This is a genomic window from Streptomyces sp. NPDC012888, from assembly GCF_042900645.1.
Taxonomy (GTDB): Bacteria; Actinomycetota; Actinomycetes; order Streptomycetales; family Streptomycetaceae; genus Streptomyces.
In genome coordinates, this window is record NZ_JBIBBM010000014.1 from 23,044 (window position 1) to 39,082 (window position 16,039).

Below are 16,039 nucleotides of genomic sequence, written 5' to 3' on the forward strand. Positions count from 1 at the left end.
GGCAAGGTTGTGCGAACACCGCCTTCAGGCCAACTCCTACCGCCCGGTCCTACCGGTCCGTAGGCCCCGTGCGCCCCGCCCGTCCCACCCGCCCCGGACGCGGGGCCGGCCCCCTCGGCAGCAGCGCGGCCGCCTCCGCCTCCACCCGCCTGGCCATGGCCCGTGCGAACTCCGCCGCCACCACCTCGCCCGCCACCGGACGCAGCGCCCCCACCGCCGCCGTGATGTGCTCCAACCGCGTGGCCGGAAGCCGCTCCAAGCCCCCGGAACCGATCACGTGCCGCCGGAACAGACCCACGAACCGGTCCGCCAGCGCCGCCGCCTGCCCCTGCACGAACTCGCCCGCGTCCAGGATCTCCGCCAGCGGCACCCCCGCCCGCACCAGCGTCACCGTGGCATCGAGCAACCGCCGGCTCGGGAACGTCACCCGCTCCCCGTCCACGCGTACGTAACCCAGCCGGGCGGCACGCCGGGTGTCCTCCGCGGTCGCCGCCGGGCCGAACAGCTCCCGCAGTTCGCGCAGCCCCATCGTCACCGGCTCCTCCTGCACCCAGTCACGGGTCATCTCCCGCTCCAGGCCCAGAAGTTGGGTGATACCGCCGCCCTGCTCCCAGGCGGCCAGCAGCTCCGAGATCCCCTTCACCGTGTAGCCACGGCCCAGCAGGTCGTCGATCAGGCGCAGCCGGACCAGGTGGTCCTCCGAGTACCAGGCGATCCGGCCCTCCCGCCGCGGCGGGGGCAACAGCCCGCGCTCCTGGTAGTAGCGCAGGTTGCGCACCTTCACGCCCGCCGCCCGGGCCACTTCCTCCCGGCGGTAGCGCGCCGCCGCCCCGCCCCCCGTGTCCTCGCTGCTCACGGCGCCGAGCCTAGACGCCGCCCCCGGGGTTACCGGCGAGTGCGCGAAGATCCGCCGGACCGTCCGCCGGACTGCTCCTTCACGGCCTTCAGCACCACGAACTTCGGGTCGCTCGCCACCAGTTCGCAGTTCCCGAACAGCCGCCGCAGCCGCGCGTGGTACCCCAGGTGCCGGTTGCCGACCACCCGCAGCTCCCCGCCCGGCCGCAGCGCCCGCCGCGCCTGCGCGAACATCCGCAGCGCCGTCGAGTCCGTCATCGCCTGGTGCGAGTGGAACGGCGGGTTGTTCAGTACGAGGTCCAGCGACCCGGCCGGGACCCCGGCCAGTCCGTCGCCGACCAGGAACTCGGCGCCGCCCGGCCGGTCGCCCGCGTTGGCCCGGTAGGTGGCCTCCGCCGACGCCACCGCCTGGTACGACTCGTCGGTGAACAGCACCTCCGCCCACGGGTGCGCGAGCGCGGCCGCCGTACCGACGATGCCGTTGCCGCAGCCGAGGTCGGCGATCCGGCCGAAGGCGTCACCGGGCCCGGCCGGCAGGTGGCCCAGGAGGAGCCGGGTCCCGATGTCGAGGCGGTCGGCGCAGAACACGCCGGCGTGGCTGACCACCGTCAGGCCGGCCGCGGCACCGGCGTCCGCGTCCGCGGTGTACGTCAGCGGCCACGGACCGCTCCGGGACGCGGCCCCGGACCCTGCCGCGGCCCCGGACCCTGCCGCGGCCCCGGACCCTGCCGCGGCCCCGGCTCCGGTCCTGGCCGGGTCCGGCGTGCTGAAGACCAGCCGGGCCTTGCGCTCGGCCAGCGAGGTCCGCGTCGGACCGACGAACTTCTCGAAGAGGTTCAGGGTCGAGGTGTGGATCTCCTTGACCATCCCGGCGCCCACGACCACCGACCCGGCGTGCAGCCGCGGCGCCAGCCGGTACAGCTGCTCCTCCAGCAGCGCCAGGCTCTTGGGCACCCGCACCAGCAGCACGTCGATCCGCTCCGGCGGCGCGTCCCGGGTGGTCAGCAGCCGCACCGAACCGTCCGCGACCCCGGCCCGGGCCAGGTTCGCCGAGGTCGCCTCCCGGCCCAGCCAGGAGTCGCTGATCTGCGTGGGCCGGTGCGCGGCCAGCGCCGTCACCAGCGCGCCCCACCGGTCCCCGAGCACGGCCACGGTGCCGGACAGGTCGACCGGCCCCCACTCCCCGGTCCCGGTGGTCAGGTGCCGGAGCAGGTACTCGTCAGCGGCGTCCCAGGCGCGGAGCCGGTCGCGGGGGTCCTCGGGGTGGCGGGTCAGCTCGTAGGAGCCGAAAGGCGTGGTCAGACGGTTCATCGTGCCCCCAGGCTATCCGAGACCACCCGCCCCGCGGTGCCGCCCGCCCCGCCCGGTCAGTGCTCCGGGAACTCCCCGCCCAGTGCCGCGGCGATCCGCAGGTACGGCACCGCCTCGGCGGCCCGCCCCTGCCGCTGGAGGGTCCGGCCCAGCATCAGCTGCGCGTAGTCCTCCACCGGCCAGCGCTCCAGGATCCCGCGCAGCACGCCCTCGGCCCGGCCCAGCTGCGCCGAGTGGTAGCAGGCCCGGGCCAGCAGCAGCCGCGGCGCCAGCAGCTCGGGGGCCTCCGCGGCGAGGGGCTCCAGGATCCTTGCGGCCGTCGTGTAGTCCTTCGCCTCGAAGAACAGCTGGGCCCGCTCCCAGCGCTCGGCGGCCGTCCCGTGCTCGAAGTACGTCCCAGGCCCGTTCATGGCGCCCCTTCCTCGTCCCTGTCGGACGGCTGCAACACGCCCACACGCTTGAACATTCCACTGAACCGCCCCCCTCCGGCGGGTTACGTTGGGCGCATGAGCAATCTCGATCGTCAGCCCGCCCTCGCCACCTGCGGCGGCCGCGGCTTCGTCGTCGCCGAACCGGTACGCGAACTCCTCAGCCCGCGGACGGTCAAGCTCGGCGAGTCCACCGAGGTCAGGCGGCTCCTGCCCAACCTGGGCCGGCGCATGGTCGGCGCCTGGTGCTTCGTGGACCACTACGGCCCCGACGACATCGCCGACGAGCCCGGCATGCAGGTCCCCCCGCACCCCCACACGGGTCTGCAGACGGTCAGCTGGCTCCACGAGGGCGAGGTCCTGCACCGCGACAGCGTCGGCAGCCTCCAGACCGTCCGCCCCCGCGAGCTGGGCCTGATGACCTCCGGCCGGGGCATCAGCCACTCCGAGGAGAGCCCCCGCCCGCACGCCCGCCACCTGCACGGCGCCCAGCTGTGGGTGGCCCTCCCCGACGCCCACCGCCACGTCGAGCCGCACTTCCAGCACCACGCGGAACTCCCGCGGGTCACGGCACCCGGCCTGGACGCCACCGTCATCCTGGGCACCCTGGACACGGCGACCTCCCCGGGCACCGCCTACACCCCGCTCGTCGGCGCCGACCTCGCCCTCGCCGCCGGCGCGGAAGCCCGCCTCCCCCTCGACCCGGACTTCGAGTACGCGGTCCTCTCCATGTCCGGCGAAGCCCACGTCGACGGCGTCCCGGTCCTCCCCGGCTCGATGCTCTACCTGGGCTGCGGCCGCACCGAACTCCCGCTCCGCGCCGCCTCGGACGCGGGCCTGATGCTCCTCGGCGGCGAACCGTTCGAGGAGGAGATCGTCATGTTCTGGAACTGGATCGGCCGCTCCCACGAGGAGATCGCCCAGGCCCGCGAGGACTGGATGAACGGGACACGCTTCGGTGAGGTGAAGGGCTACGAAGGCGCTCCGCTTCCGGCACCGGAACTCCCTCCGGCGCATCTGAAGCCACGGGGTCGAGTCCGCTGATGTGTCCACGAATGCTGCCCACGGTCTCTTGTCGTGCCGCGAGGGGTCTCCAGCCGTGCGGGAGGCTCGCGGGCCGCGGCGGACTCGGTCATGCACCGAGTCGGCCACGTCGGCTCCGCACCGGAGCCGGCGCGGTGTCGCGTCGTCAGCGCCGCAGCGTCAGCAGACCGGGTCGGTAGGGCCACTGCCCGTAGTCGCCGCCGGAGCCGGGATCGCGTCCCTGGTAGAGGAACCGCAGGTCGCAGGGGTCGACCGTCATGGTCTGGTCGGGGCTGGTGCGGATCAGTTCGCCATGGCTGATGTCGTTGGTCCAGGTGGCTCCGCTGTTGGCCTTCCCGGCGAAGGGGCTGCTCTCGGTCGTGGCCTGGGGCGTCCACGAGCCGTCCAGGCTGTTCGCCGTGAACGAGCGGAAGTACCTGCCCTGCGAGCCGATCGCCTCGACGATCATGAGGTAGCGGTCCTGGCCCTGGAGTCTGTAGACCTGCGGGGCCTCGAAGAGGTTGTCCGTCGTGTCGCTCAACACCACGGTCGAGGCCGTGCCGAAACTGCCCGGGAAGTTCCCGATCGGCATGCCGGCCCGGTAGATCCTGCCGTTGTCGCCGGCGAAGAACAGGTACATGTGCGTCCCGTCACCGATGAGCGTCTGGTCGATGGGACCGGTCCCGGAGCCGGCGATGCTTCCCGAGAAGAGCTCCTGCTCCGCCGACCAGCCGTTGGGGTTGGCGGGGTCGGTCGACGTCCGGTAGGAGAAGGCGGTCCTGCCCCACTGGTAGGCGAGCACCCAGACGTTCTTCGGCGCGAAGTGGAACAGCGTGGGCGCGACGACGGACGTCGCCATCGTGTTCTGGCGGGCCGAGGCCATCTCCGACCAGTCGGTGAACGGCGTGAAGTTCATCGAACCCCAACCCGCCCCGGTTCCCGCCGCGCCGTGCGTCGTAGCGTAGACGAGCTGCTTGCCGTTGTAGGGGGCGACGGTGAAGTCCTTGAGCGAGGCCCACCCGGCCTTGGGCTGCGCCAGCGCGCCCGTCGACGTCCAGCGGTACGTCGACGGGAGGGCACACGCGCCGGGGGCGCCGCCGACCTTGACCAGCCTCCACTGCTGGTTGGCGCCGCCCCAGTCGTCGTACTGGACGATGTTCGCGCCGTCGGCCGTGGAGCCCCCCTGCACTTCCAGGGCCTTGTTGCTGTGGCGCGCGACGAGCCTCACGTGGCCGTCCGGGCCGTCGGCCGGCCTCCACTGCTGGTTGGTGCCGTTCAGGTCGGTCCACTGGACGACGGGGCCGCCGTTGGCGGTGGACCCGTTCCGGACGTCCAGCACCTTGCCGGAATGGCGGGACCTGATGCGGTAGTAGCCGCCGCCGGAGTCGACGAACTGCCACTGCTGCTGGTTCTGGTCGTTCCTGGTCCACTGGGTGATGCGGGCGCCGTCGCCGGTCGACATGTTGTGGACGTCCAGTGCCCTGCCGCTGTTGCGGTTGACCAGCACGTACCAGGCGTTGGTGTCGACGGTCGCGGCACTGGCGGGCTGGGCGCCGAGGAGGGCTGCCACGAGCAGGAACGGCACGAGGACGGCGACCAGGCGCGTCGAGCCGGCCGGTGGCCGATGGCGAGTCCACATCAAAGGATCTCCTTCGGTGGGTGGGGGTGGAGCGGCTCCGCTGGACCGCGGAGCCGCCGCGCCGGGGACGGTGTGGTCAGGCTGAGGGGGGATTGCCGTAGTAGGCGTTCGGGCCGTGCTTGCGCGTGAAGTGGCGGTCCAGGACGTGCTGCGGGGGCTCGACCGTGCCCAGGGCGATGGTGTGGAGGGCCATCTCGGCCACCGCCTCGCAGATGACGGCGTGCTCCAGGGAGGCGGTGGCGTCGGTGCCCCAGGTGAAGGGGCCGTGGTGGGCGACGAGGGCACCGGGGACTTCCTTGGCCCGGGTGTCGTCACGGCCCAGCAGGTCCACGATGACCTGGCCGGTGTTGTACTCGTAGTCCGTGGCGCACTGCCGGCGGGTGAGGGGCGCGGTGACGGGGACGGGACCGTTGAAGGTGTCCGCGTGGGTGGTGCCGAGCACCGGTATCGGGCGCCGCGCCTGGGCGAAGGCGACGGCGTGGGTGGAGTGCGTGTGGGTCACGCCTCCGATGGAGGGGAAGGCGAGGTAGAGGCTGCGGTGCGTCTCCGTGTCCGTGGACGGTCGGAGGTGGCCTTCGACGACGCTTCCGTCGGACAGGGAGACGACGACCAGGTCCTCCTCGGTCAGTACGTCGTAGGCCACCCCCGAGGGCTTGATGACGAAGACACCGGCCTGTCGGTCCACCCCGCTCACGTTGCCCCAGGTGAGGGTGGCCAGGCCGGCGCGGGGGATGCGGAGGTTGGCGTCCAGTACCTCTCGGCGCAGTTCCCTGGAAACGGCGGTGCTCACGGTGGGCTCCGTCCTGGTGCGGGTGGGGGTGTGCGCGGCGCCCTGCGGGGCGGGTGCGGCGGCGTGATTGCTCACAGGCTCTGGGCCAGACGGTGGTACGCCCGGTTCCAGCGCAGCTCGCGCGTGAAGCGCCCGATGGTGGTGTCTTCGTCGATGACGGCGAGTTCGGTACGGAGCATCTCGGCCAGGTCTTCGAGCTCCTCGCCGCCGAGAGCGGTGGACAGGACGGTGTGGTGCGGTGCTCCGGCCGTCAGCCAGGCTTCGGTGGAAGTGCGCAGGTCGGGGCGGGGGTGCCAGACGGCTCGTGCGACGGGGAGCTGGGGCAGCGGCTCGGGCGGGGCGACGACGTCGACGTGGTTGGCGACGAGGCGGAACCGGTCGCCCATGTCCGCGAGACCGACGACGACGGCCGGACCGGGGTCGGCGTCGAAGACGAGACGGACCGGGTCTTCGCGTCCGCCGATGCCGAGGGGGTGGATCTCGCAGGTGGGCGTGGCCGTCGTGAGGGAGGGGCACACTTCGAGCATGTGGGCGCCGAGGACGAGCTCCTGGCCGGTCGTCAGGTCGTAGGTGTAGTCCTCCATGAAGGAGGTGCCGCCGGGCAGGCCGTGGGCCATCGTCTTCAGGGTGCGCAGCAGGGTGGCGGTCTTCCAGTCGCCTTCGCCGCCGAAACCGTAGCCGTCGGCCATCAGGCGCTGCACGGCGAGCCCCGGGAGCTGGCGCAGGCCGCCCAGGTCCTGGAAGTTGGTGGTGAAGGCGCGGAACCCGCCCTCCGTGAGGAAGGCGCGCAGACCGGCTTCGATACGGGCGGCGTAGCGCAGGGAGGCGTGGCGCTCGCCGCCCGGCCGCAACTCGGGTGCGAGGGCGTAGAGGTCCTCGTACTCCTTGACGAGGGCGGCCACGGTGTCTTCGGGGGCAGCGTCCACCGCCTCGACGAGGTCGTTGACGCCGTAGGTGTTGACCGAGACCCCGAACCGGATTTGCGCCTCGACCTTGTCGCCTTCGGTGACGGCGACGTCGCGCATGTTGTCGCCGAAGCGGGCGAGTTTGAGGGTGGTCAGTTCGGAGCGGCCGACGGCGGCGCGGGCCCATCCGGCGATGCGGTCGACGACGTCGGGGGCGGAGACGTGACCGGCCACGGTCTTGCGCGGTACGCCGAGGCGGGTCTGGACGAAGCCGAACTCACGGTCGCCGTGGGCGGCCTGGTTCAGGTTCATGAAGTCCATGTCGATGGTGGACCAGGGCAGTCGGCGGTTGGCCTGGGTGTGCAGGTGCAGCAGGGGCTTGCTCAGGGCGTCGAGGCCGGCGATCCACATCTTCGCCGGAGAGAAGGTGTGCATCCAGGTGATCAGGCCTATGCAGCGGTCGTCGGCGTTGGCCTCCAGGCAGACCGTGCGGATGGCGGCCGCGTCGGTGAGGACGGGCTTCCATACGAGGCGGACGGTCGTCTGGGGCGCGGCGGCGAGGGTGTCGCAGATGGCGCGGGACTGGTCGGCGACCTGGGCGAGGGTGTCGTCGCCGTAGAGGGACTGGCTGCCGGTGAGGAACCAGATCTCGGGGTCGGGCTGGGCGGGGGACGTCATGTCGGGTGTGCTCCTCGGAGGTGCTCGGGCGGAGAGGGCGGGCCGGTGGAGGCCGGGGCGGATCGTGACCCGGTCAGCGGGCAGTGGCGAGGCGTGCGGTGTTGCGGATCCGGCGCAGGCGGTGCAGGAGGAGGTCCGCGCCGGTGCCGAAGTGGTCGTGCAGGGCGCGGTATTCGCTGAACAGCGCGTCGTAGGCGTCCGCCCGTGCGGGGTCGGGGACGTACGCGTGGTGCTGGACGCTTCCCATGACGGAGGCGGCGGAGCGGACGTCGGGGTAGGCGCCCGCGGCGACGGCGGCGTGGATGGCCGAGCCGAGCGCCGGCCCCTGGTCGGAGGTGCCGAGGGAGACGGGGCGGCGCAGCACGTCGGCGTGGATCTGCATCAGGAGTGCGTTCTTCTTCAGGCCGCCGGTGACGATGAACTCCTCGACGGGGATCCCGGCGCCCTCGAAGTTCTCGACGATGATCCGGGTGCCGTAGGCCGTGGACTCGAGCAGGGCCCGGTAGACGTCTTCGGGCCGGGTGTCGAGGGTGAGGCCGGCGATGACTCCGGAGAGGTGGTGGTCGACCAGGGGGGACCGGTTGCCGTTCATCCAGTCCAGGGCGACCAGACCGTGCGCGCCGACCGGGCCGGCCGCGGCCTTGCGGGTCAGGAGCTGGTGGAGGTCCTCGCCGGACGACGCCGCCTCGGCACGGTAGTGGTCCGGGACGCCCTGCCGGAGCCACCAGGCGAAGATGTCACCAACCGCGCTCTGGCCGGCCTCGTAGCCGTAGGCGCCCTGGACCACGCCGCCGTCGACGACCCCGCAGATGCCGGGAACCTCGGCGAGGACGGCGGAGTTGAGGACGTGACAGGTGGAGGTGCCCATGATGGCGAGCATCCGCCCGTTCTCGACGGCGCCGGCCGCAGACGCGGCCACGTGGGCGTCGACGTTGCCGGCGGCGACGGTGATGCCCTCGGGGAGGCCGGTCCAGTGCGCGGCCCGCCCGCTCAGTGCGCCGGCCCGGGAGCCCAGGGGTGACAGCGGGTGCTCCAGGCGCGTGGCGGCGAAGTCGGCGAAGTCCGGGTGCAGCCCGGCCAGGAAGTCGGACGAGGGGTAGGAGCCGTCCTGGTGGATGCCCTTGTAGCCGGCGGTGCAGGTGTTGCGGGACTCGGTGCCGGTCAGCTGCCAGACGATCCAGTCGGCCGCCTCGATCCAGCGGGCGCAGGCGGCGAAGACGGCCGGGTCCTCCTCCAGGACCTGCAGGGCCTTTGCGTATTGCCACTCGGAGGAGATCTTGCCGCCGTACCGTGAGATCCACTTCTCGCCGCGGGCGTGAGCGAGGGCGTTGATGCGGTCGGCCTGCTCCTGGGCGGCGTGGTGCTTCCACAGTTTGGGCCAGGCGTGCGGGCGGTCGGCCCACTCGGGGATCAGGGCGAGCGGGGTGCCGTCCGGGGCGGTCGGCAGGACCGTGCAGGCGGTGAAGTCGGTGGCGATGCCGATGACCCGGCCCGGGTCGATGCCGGCGTCGGCGACCGCCGCCGGAACGGCGGTACGCAGGACGTCGCGCCAGTCCTCCGGGTGCTGCACGGCCCAGTCGGGGGGCAGGGGGACGCCGGTGGAGGGAAGGCGGTCCTCGATGACGGCGTGACGGTACTCGTGGACCGACGAACCGAGTTCGGCGCCGTCCCGGACCCTGACCACGACGGCGCGCCCGGAGAGGGTGCCGAAGTCGACACCGATGGTGCAGGCCTCGGGGTGATGACGGACTGCGGGGCCGGAAAGCGCGTCTGTGGTCACGATGCGGTCTCTCTCGTCATGGGCGGCGGTCGGAGAAGCCCTCCGATTGTTAGCGCTCACAATTCGGTTGGACAAGAGCTGGGGACGGTTCTGTCGAGCATCGGGCAAGGAATGGGGCCGCTGATGTGCGCGCGCACCCACTGCCGCGGCCGGAGGGCTGTGTCGGTAGCCCGGAGCGTCCGGTCCGGTCCGGTGCGGTGCCGGCGCCGGCGGATCGGCGGCCGCGCGCAGCCGGAGGCCGAACGGCCGGCAGGAGGCCCGCCGTCGGCGGTCGGAAGGCGGTGGCGAGAGCCGCCCAGTGCGTCAGTCTTCGCCTGCGGGGCGCGTGCTCGCGCGCATGATGAGCTGCGGTTCCACGAGGAGGTGCTCGGCCTTCCGGGCGCGCCCCTCGATGTGGTCGACGAGGAGTCCGATGCTCCGGCGCCCGATGGTTGCGAAGTCCTGGCGGACCGTGGTCAGGGGCGGAGGGAAGTACTCGGCTTCGGGGATGTCGTCGAAGCCGGCGACGGCCACCTGTCCGGGAGTGCGGATCCCCGCCTCGCGCAGGGCCCGCAGGACGCCGAGGGCCATCTGGTCGTTGGCGACGAAGACGGCGGTGACCGGTGTCGCGCCCCGGCGGGCCAGGGCGAGCCCGGCGAGTTCCTGCCCCGCCCGGTAGCCGGACAGCGGGCTCCAGTCGCCCGTCAGTACGCGCGGAGGTCTGATGCCGTTCTCCTGCAGGACCGCGCGCCATCCGGCGGTGCGGGCCTCGCTCTCCAGCCAGTCGTCGGGACCCGCCACGTGCCAGACGGTGCTGTGCCCGGCGGCGAGCAGGTGCTCCGTGACCATGCGGGCCCCGAGTTCCTGGTCCAGGGAGACGCCGGGCAGGTCGAGCTGATGGCCGCCCTCCACGGTGACCACGGGGAAGGGCGCGTCCAGTTCGGCGAGCGCCCGCACGTGTGAGCGCTGGGGGGTGATGGCCACCACACCCTCCACCCCCCAGGACGCGAGGTGGTCGATGGCGCCCTTGAGGCCCTGCCCCTCGCCGGTGCGCAGGCTGACGGTGGAGACGAGGTAGCCCTGCTCCCGGGCCGCCTCCTGCAGGCCGGTCAGGGTGCTTGCGGGTCCGTACAGGGCGGTGTTGACGGCGATGACGCCCAGCGTCCTCGTCCTGCGGGTCACCAGGGCGCGCGCGGCGGAGTTGCGGCGGTATCCCAGTCGCTCGATGGCCCGGGCGACCTGTTCCCGGGTGGCCGCGCGTACGTTGGGGTGGCCGCTCAGCACCCGGGAGACGGTCTGGTGGGAGACCCCCGCCTCGCGCGCGACGTCGGCCATCGTCGGCGGGCGGACGTCTTCCGCGGGATGCGCCACGTTCGCCTCCCTTCTTCCTGATCACGGCTGTACATCGATGCGAGAGAACCTTAGCGCCTTGCGCACCACACCATTGTGAACGCTAACAATCTTGCTCGACCAGGGGACCACGCCCTGGCCACCCTGCCGGAAGGGGCTGAAGGCCCCCCTTCCCGGCCGCCGTCGTGGTGAACGGTGGTCAGTGGTCTGCTCGTGCCTCGTGGTGCCCTGCCTCGGGCGTCGTGGCCTGATCCAGGCCGACCCACAAGACGTGCTAAGGCGCCGGGCGGGATCCGCCGAAGAGCCGTTGGAGGAGGATGAAGACGAACAGCAGGCCGCCGATGACGATGCGCGTCCACCATGAGCTGAGCGTGCCCTGGAAGCTGATGACGGTCTGGATCAGGCCGAGGACCGTCACGCCCAGGGCGGTGCCGAGGACGAAACCGGAGCCCCCGGTCAGCAGCGTCCCTCCGATGACCACGGCCGCGATGGCGTCGAGTTCCATGCCGACGGCGTGCAGGGCGTAGCCGGACAGCATGTAGAACGTGAGCAGCAGGCCGCCGAGGGCGGAACACAGGCCGCTCACGGCGTACACCGCGATCTTGGTGCGTCTCGTGGGCAGGCCCATGAGACGGGCCGAGGACTCGTTGCCGCCGATGGCGTAGACGGTTCGGCCGAAGCGGGTGTGGTGGAGGACGACGAAGGCGAGCGCCAGCATGACCAGGGCGATGACCACGGCGGGTGAGACGAACAGTCCCCCGGGCAGGAGCACCCGTGTCTGGGCGATCCGCGTGGTCGTCGGGTCGGTGAGGGAGATGGACTCAGTGCTGATCGTGTAGCAGAGGCCCCGGGCGAGGAACATGCCCGCGAGGGTGACGATGAAGGGCTGGATCTCGAAGGTGTGGATCACCCAGCCCATCAGTGCGCCGCTTCCTGCTCCCACCAGCAGGACCAGCGGCACCGCCAGGGCGAGCGGCGCGCCGTTCTGTTCGACGAGCCAGGCCGTCAGCATGGTCGACAGGGCCACCATCGAGCCGACTGAGAGGTCGATTCCGCCACTGAGGACGACGAACGTCATGCCGATCGCCACGACGAGCAGGAAGCCGTTGTCGATCAGGACGTTGAGCAGGACCTGCCCGGAGAAGAAGCCCTCGTACTGCACGGAGCCGATCGAGAACATGGCGATCAGCAGAGCGGCCGTGACCATGAGCGGCAGGCGGGCGGAATTCCGTACCGAGAACCGCTGGAGCGGCCTGGTGAGGGAGCTGGGTGCGGTGCTCACGGGCGGACCTCCTGCTGGCGGACTCCTGCGTCCCCGACCGCGGGGACCGAGGCGGAGGGGCGGCGACGGCGTGAGAGTCGCGTGCGGAACGCGGGCGACTGGACGAGACACACGGCGATGACGACCAGGGCCTTGAAGACGAGGGTGGTCTCCGGCGGCACGCCGAGGGTGTAGATCGTGGTCGAGAGGGTCTGGATGATCAGCGCTCCCAGGACCGTCCCACCGAGGGAGAAGCGGCCGCCGGTGAGGGCGGTGCCGCCGATGACCACGGCGAGGATCGCGTCCAGCTCGATCCACAGGCCAGCGTTGTTGCCGTCGGCGCTGGACACGTTGGAGCTGATCATCAGGCCGGCCACCGCGGCGCACACGGCGCTGGCGACGTAGACCATGACCAGAAGGCCGGCCGCCCTGACGCCCACGAGTCGGCTCGCCACCGGATTGCCGCCCACCGATTCGATGAGCATGCCGAGCGCGGTCCGCCGGACGACGAGGGAGGTGACGGCGACGACGGCCGCGGCCAGCAGGACGGCGAAGGGGAGGGTGAGCCAGTAGCCGCCGCCGATCATCTTGTAGGTGCTGCTGGACACGCTGACGATCTGGCCGTCGGTGATCAGCTGGGCCACGCCGCGCCCGGCGACCATGAGGACGAGCGTGGCGACGATGGGCTGTACGCCCAGCCGGGCGACGAGGAAGCCGTTCAGCAGTCCGATGGCCGCGGCCACGCCGACCGCCACCGTGATCGCCGACATGACGGTGGGCAGACTTCCGGGGTTCTTCGCGTCGGCGATGTGCTCGCACGCGAGGGCGCCGGCGATGGCGACCGTCGAGCCGACCGAGAGGTCGATGCCGCGGGTGGCGATGACCAGCGTCATGCCGAGCGACACCAGGATCAGAGGGGCGCCGAACTGGAGGACGTCGATCAGGTTGCCGTACAGGTGTCCGTTCTGGACGCGGACGGCGAGGAAGTCATGGGTGAACGCGACGTTCCCCAGCAGCAGGACGGCCAGGACGGCGGCGGGCCAGAACAGGCGGTGACCGGTGAGCTGCCGGGCGACAGGCGCGCGGGCCGGACGCCCCCCGGCGCGGGTGTCGTCAGATGGTGTCATGAGACGGCTCCGGTGGCGATGGTGCCCAGGATCCGGTCGGGCGTGAGGGCCGGGTCGTTGAGGAGGGTGGCGACGAGTCGGTGGTCGCGCAGGACACCCACGCGGTGGCTCAACCGCAGCACTTCCTCGATTTCGGCGGAGATGAAGACGACCGCAGTGCCTTCCGCGGCCAGGCGGGTGACCAGCTTCTGGATCTCCGTCTTGGCGCCGATGTCGATGCCCCGGGTGGGTTCGTCCAGGATCAGCAGCTCGGGGTCGGTGAGCAGCCACCGGGCGAGCAGGACCTTCTGCTGGTTGCCTCCGCTGAGATTGCGGACCTGCGCCTCGGGGTCGGCCGGACGGATGTCGAGAACCTCGGTCCACCGTGCGGCGATCTCGTCCTGTCGGGCGCGCGAGAGGGGCTTGGTCCAGCCGCGGGCGGCCTGGAGGGCGAGCACGATGTTCTCGCGGACCGTGAGCTCGGCGATCAGGCCCTCTTCCTTGCGGTTCTCCGAACAGAAGGCGATCCTGCGGGCGATCGCCGCCCGTGGGGACCGTAGGTCGGCACGTTCGCCGTCGATCCGCAGCTCTCCTACGTCGGCGTGGTCGGCTCCGAAGAGCAGCCTGGCCGCCTCGGTCCGTCCGGATCCGAGGAGTCCGGCCAGGCCGATGACCTCGCCGCGGTGGATGTCCAGGTCGTAGGGCTGGACGGCACCGGACCGGGCGAGTCCGCGGGCGCTGAGGAAGGGGGTTTCCGCAGGAACGGGGGCGGTGCTGCCGGTGCGGGAGGTCTCCGCGAGTTCGTCGAGGGTGCGGATGTCGCTGCCGACCATGCGGTGGACGAGGGTGACGGGGGTCAGTTCGTCGATCCGGTACTCGCCTCCGAGGCGGCCGTTCCGCAGGACGGTCACCCGGTCGCACAGGTCGAAGACCTGGTCGAGGAAGTGGGTGACGAAGAGGATCGCGACGCCCCGGTCGCGCAGTCGGCGCACCAGGGCGAACAGCTGGGCGACCTCGTCCCGGTCGAGGCTGGAGGTGGGCTCGTCGAGGACGAGGACTTTGGCCTTGACGTCAACGGCTCTTACGATCGCGACCAGTTGCCGGACGGCGAGGGACTGCGCGCTCAGCGGCAGACGGACGTCGAGGTCGAGTTCCAGTTCGGTGATGAGTCGTGCCGCGCGTGCGTGGAGGGCCGACCAGTGGATCAGTCCCAGGCGCCGGGGTTCACGGCCGATGAGGATGTTCTCGGCGACCGAGAGGTTGGGGCACAGGTTCACCTCCTGGTAGACCGTGCTGATTCCGGCGTGCTGTGCTTCCAGTGGTTCGGTGAACCGCTGGGGGCTGCTGTCGACGGAGACAGTTCCCGCGTCGGGTGCGTGGACCCCGGTGAGTACCTTGATGAGGGTCGACTTGCCGGCGCCGTTCTCGCCCATCAGCGCGTGTACCTCGCCGGGGAAGAGGCGCAGGTCCACGCCGTCGAGGGCGAGGACGCCGGGGAAGGACTTGCGGATGCCGTGGGCTTCCAGGACCGGCAGTCCGGTGCGGGTGGGCGTGCGGGGGGTGGGTGGGGCTGCCATCCGCCCTCCTCTCCTGAGGGAGGGGGCGGCGCGAGGGCCGCCCCCGGTTCGGTGCGGGCGGGAGGTCAGTACTGGCGGCCGGGCAGGGCTGCCGCGGCCTGGTCCTGGGTGAAGACGCCCTCCTTGACCTCGACCCGTGGCGGGACGCTCTCGCCCGCCGCCACCTTCTTGACGAGTTCCATGAGCTGGTCGCCGAGGAGCGGGTTGCACTCGACCACCACGTTGATCTTCTTCTCCTGCATGGCGACGAAGGCGTCCTTGATGCCGTCGACGGAGATCACCTTGATGTCGGTGCCCGGCTTCTTGCCCGCCTCCTCGATGGCCTGGATGGCGCCCAGAGCCATGTCGTCGTTGTGGGCGTACAGGACGTCGATGTCCTTGTGGGACTTGAGGAAGGCCTGCATGACCTCCTTGCCCTTGGCCCGGGCGAAGTCGCCGGTCTGGGAGTCGACGACCTTGAACTTGGGATCGCCCTTGATCGCGTCTGCGAAGCCCGCCTTGCGGTCGTTGGCGGGGGCGGAGCCGGTGGTGCCCTGGAGCTCGACGACGTTGACCGGCTCGGAGGTTCCCTCGTACTCCTTCACGAGCCACTTGCCGGCCTCCTGACCCTCCTTGACGAAGTCGGAGCCGAGGAAGGTCCGGTAGAGGGAGGTGTCCTGCGAGTCGACGGCGCGGTCGGTGAGGATCACCGGGATGCCGGCGTTCTTGGCCTCCCTCAGGACGGTGTCCCAGCCGGACTCGACCACCGGCGAGAAGGCGATGACGTCCACCTTCTGCTGGATGAAGGTGCGGATCGCTTTGATCTGGTTCTCCTGCTTCTGCTGCGCGTCGGAGAACTTCAGCGTGACGCCGGCCTTCTCGGCCGCCTCGCGTACGGACTTGGTGTTGGCGGTGCGCCACCCGCTCTCGGCTCCCACCTGGGCGAACCCGACCACCAGCTTGCCGTCGGAGGAGCCTTTGCCTGCGCCGCCGGGGCCGCCGGTGGGCGCGGGCTCCGTGGTGCAGGCGGTCAGCACACTGCCGGCCAGGGCGGTGGCGGCGATGATGCGGAGGGCTCTGTGGGCCATGTCGTGGATCCTCTCGGGACGTGCGTCGTACCCGGCGGAGCCCTCAGGGAGATGGGTCCGGCGAAGGCAGCGCTGCGCAGCAGGGGTTGAGACGGGTCGAGGCAGAGTGAAGCGTCGGCCTCCGATGAGCGGTGGTCGGCGAACGCGAGACATTGTGAGCGCTAACAGACTTGTAACTCAAGGCCCCTTACGACCGTTACCCGTTCTTGATGCGCAGGGCGATCGGGGACGGGTGACGTGGGAGGCTCCTGTAGCCGACGGGCGCAGGTAGTTCGCGGAGGTGCCGGCTG

At 71.4% G+C, this 16,039-nt stretch carries 13 protein-coding genes; 1 reads left to right on the forward strand and 12 read right to left on the reverse strand.

The genetic code is table 11. The features are described from left to right. Positions 1-49: 49 nt before the first annotated feature. The 3 genes from ACFY61_RS23340 to ACFY61_RS23350 all read right to left on the reverse strand — a co-directional run bounded on the left by ACFY61_RS23340 (position 50) and on the right by ACFY61_RS23350 (position 2,576). Entirely contained in the window at positions 50-856 is an 807-nt protein-coding gene (locus tag ACFY61_RS23340) for a MerR family transcriptional regulator (RefSeq protein WP_389474745.1), read from the reverse strand. A gap of 29 nt (positions 857-885) precedes the next feature. Beyond that, complete coding sequence (locus ACFY61_RS23345; protein WP_389474944.1) at positions 886-2,157, reverse strand: methyltransferase; 1,272 nt, start codon at positions 2,155-2,157, stop codon at positions 886-888. 65 nt (positions 2,158-2,222) lie between these two features. Continuing rightward, on the reverse strand, positions 2,223-2,576 hold the full coding sequence (locus tag ACFY61_RS23350) for a tetratricopeptide repeat protein (protein ID WP_389474747.1): 354 nt from the start codon (positions 2,574-2,576) through the stop codon (positions 2,223-2,225). 96 nt (positions 2,577-2,672) lie between these two features. Between ACFY61_RS23350 and ACFY61_RS23355 the strand changes: the two genes are divergently transcribed. Beyond that, positions 2,673-3,638 (forward strand): pirin family protein, encoded by a 966-nt coding sequence (locus ACFY61_RS23355; protein ID WP_389474749.1) that lies wholly within the window; start codon positions 2,673-2,675, stop codon positions 3,636-3,638. Between the two features lie 145 nt (positions 3,639-3,783). On the opposite strand, the gene ACFY61_RS23360 is transcribed toward ACFY61_RS23355, so the two are convergent. The 9 genes from ACFY61_RS23360 to ACFY61_RS23400 form a co-directional block, all read right to left on the reverse strand. Continuing rightward, the gene (locus tag ACFY61_RS23360) at positions 3,784-5,256 is read right to left on the reverse strand and encodes a non-reducing end alpha-L-arabinofuranosidase family hydrolase (RefSeq protein WP_389474751.1); all 1,473 of its coding nucleotides are present in this window, start codon (positions 5,254-5,256) and stop codon (positions 3,784-3,786) included. 76 nt (positions 5,257-5,332) lie between these two features. After that, the gene (gene araD, locus ACFY61_RS23365; RefSeq protein WP_389474753.1) at positions 5,333-6,046 is read right to left on the reverse strand and encodes an L-ribulose-5-phosphate 4-epimerase AraD; all 714 of its coding nucleotides are present in this window, start codon (positions 6,044-6,046) and stop codon (positions 5,333-5,335) included. A 71-nt stretch (positions 6,047-6,117) separates the two neighbouring features. Beyond that, positions 6,118-7,629 carry an L-arabinose isomerase gene (gene araA / locus ACFY61_RS23370; protein ID WP_389474755.1) on the reverse strand — a complete coding sequence of 504 codons (1,512 nt, stop codon included), beginning with the start codon at positions 7,627-7,629 and terminating at the stop codon, positions 6,118-6,120. 73 nt (positions 7,630-7,702) lie between these two features. Then, entirely contained in the window at positions 7,703-9,409 is a 1,707-nt protein-coding gene (gene araB, locus ACFY61_RS23375; protein ID WP_389474757.1) for a ribulokinase, read from the reverse strand. 303 nt (positions 9,410-9,712) lie between these two features. After that, on the reverse strand, positions 9,713-10,759 hold the full coding sequence (locus tag ACFY61_RS23380) for a LacI family DNA-binding transcriptional regulator (RefSeq protein ID WP_389474759.1): 1,047 nt from the start codon (positions 10,757-10,759) through the stop codon (positions 9,713-9,715). Positions 10,760-11,012: 253 nt separating this feature from the next. Next, positions 11,013-12,020, reverse strand: a complete 1,008-nt coding sequence (gene yjfF, locus ACFY61_RS23385; RefSeq protein WP_389474761.1) for a galactofuranose ABC transporter, permease protein YjfF — start codon at positions 12,018-12,020, stop codon at positions 11,013-11,015. Next, entirely contained in the window at positions 12,017-13,126 is a 1,110-nt protein-coding gene (locus ACFY61_RS23390) for an ABC transporter permease (RefSeq protein WP_389474762.1), read from the reverse strand. The genes yjfF and ACFY61_RS23390 overlap by 4 nt, the downstream gene beginning before the upstream one ends. Further along, positions 13,123-14,682, reverse strand: coding sequence for a sugar ABC transporter ATP-binding protein (locus ACFY61_RS23395; RefSeq protein WP_389474764.1), 1,560 nt, complete (start codon positions 14,680-14,682; stop codon positions 13,123-13,125). The genes ACFY61_RS23390 and ACFY61_RS23395 overlap by 4 nt, the downstream gene beginning before the upstream one ends. A 65-nt stretch (positions 14,683-14,747) precedes the next feature. Then, entirely contained in the window at positions 14,748-15,749 is a 1,002-nt protein-coding gene (locus ACFY61_RS23400) for an ABC transporter substrate-binding protein (RefSeq protein WP_389474765.1), read from the reverse strand. Between the last annotated feature and the right edge of the window lie 290 nt (positions 15,750-16,039).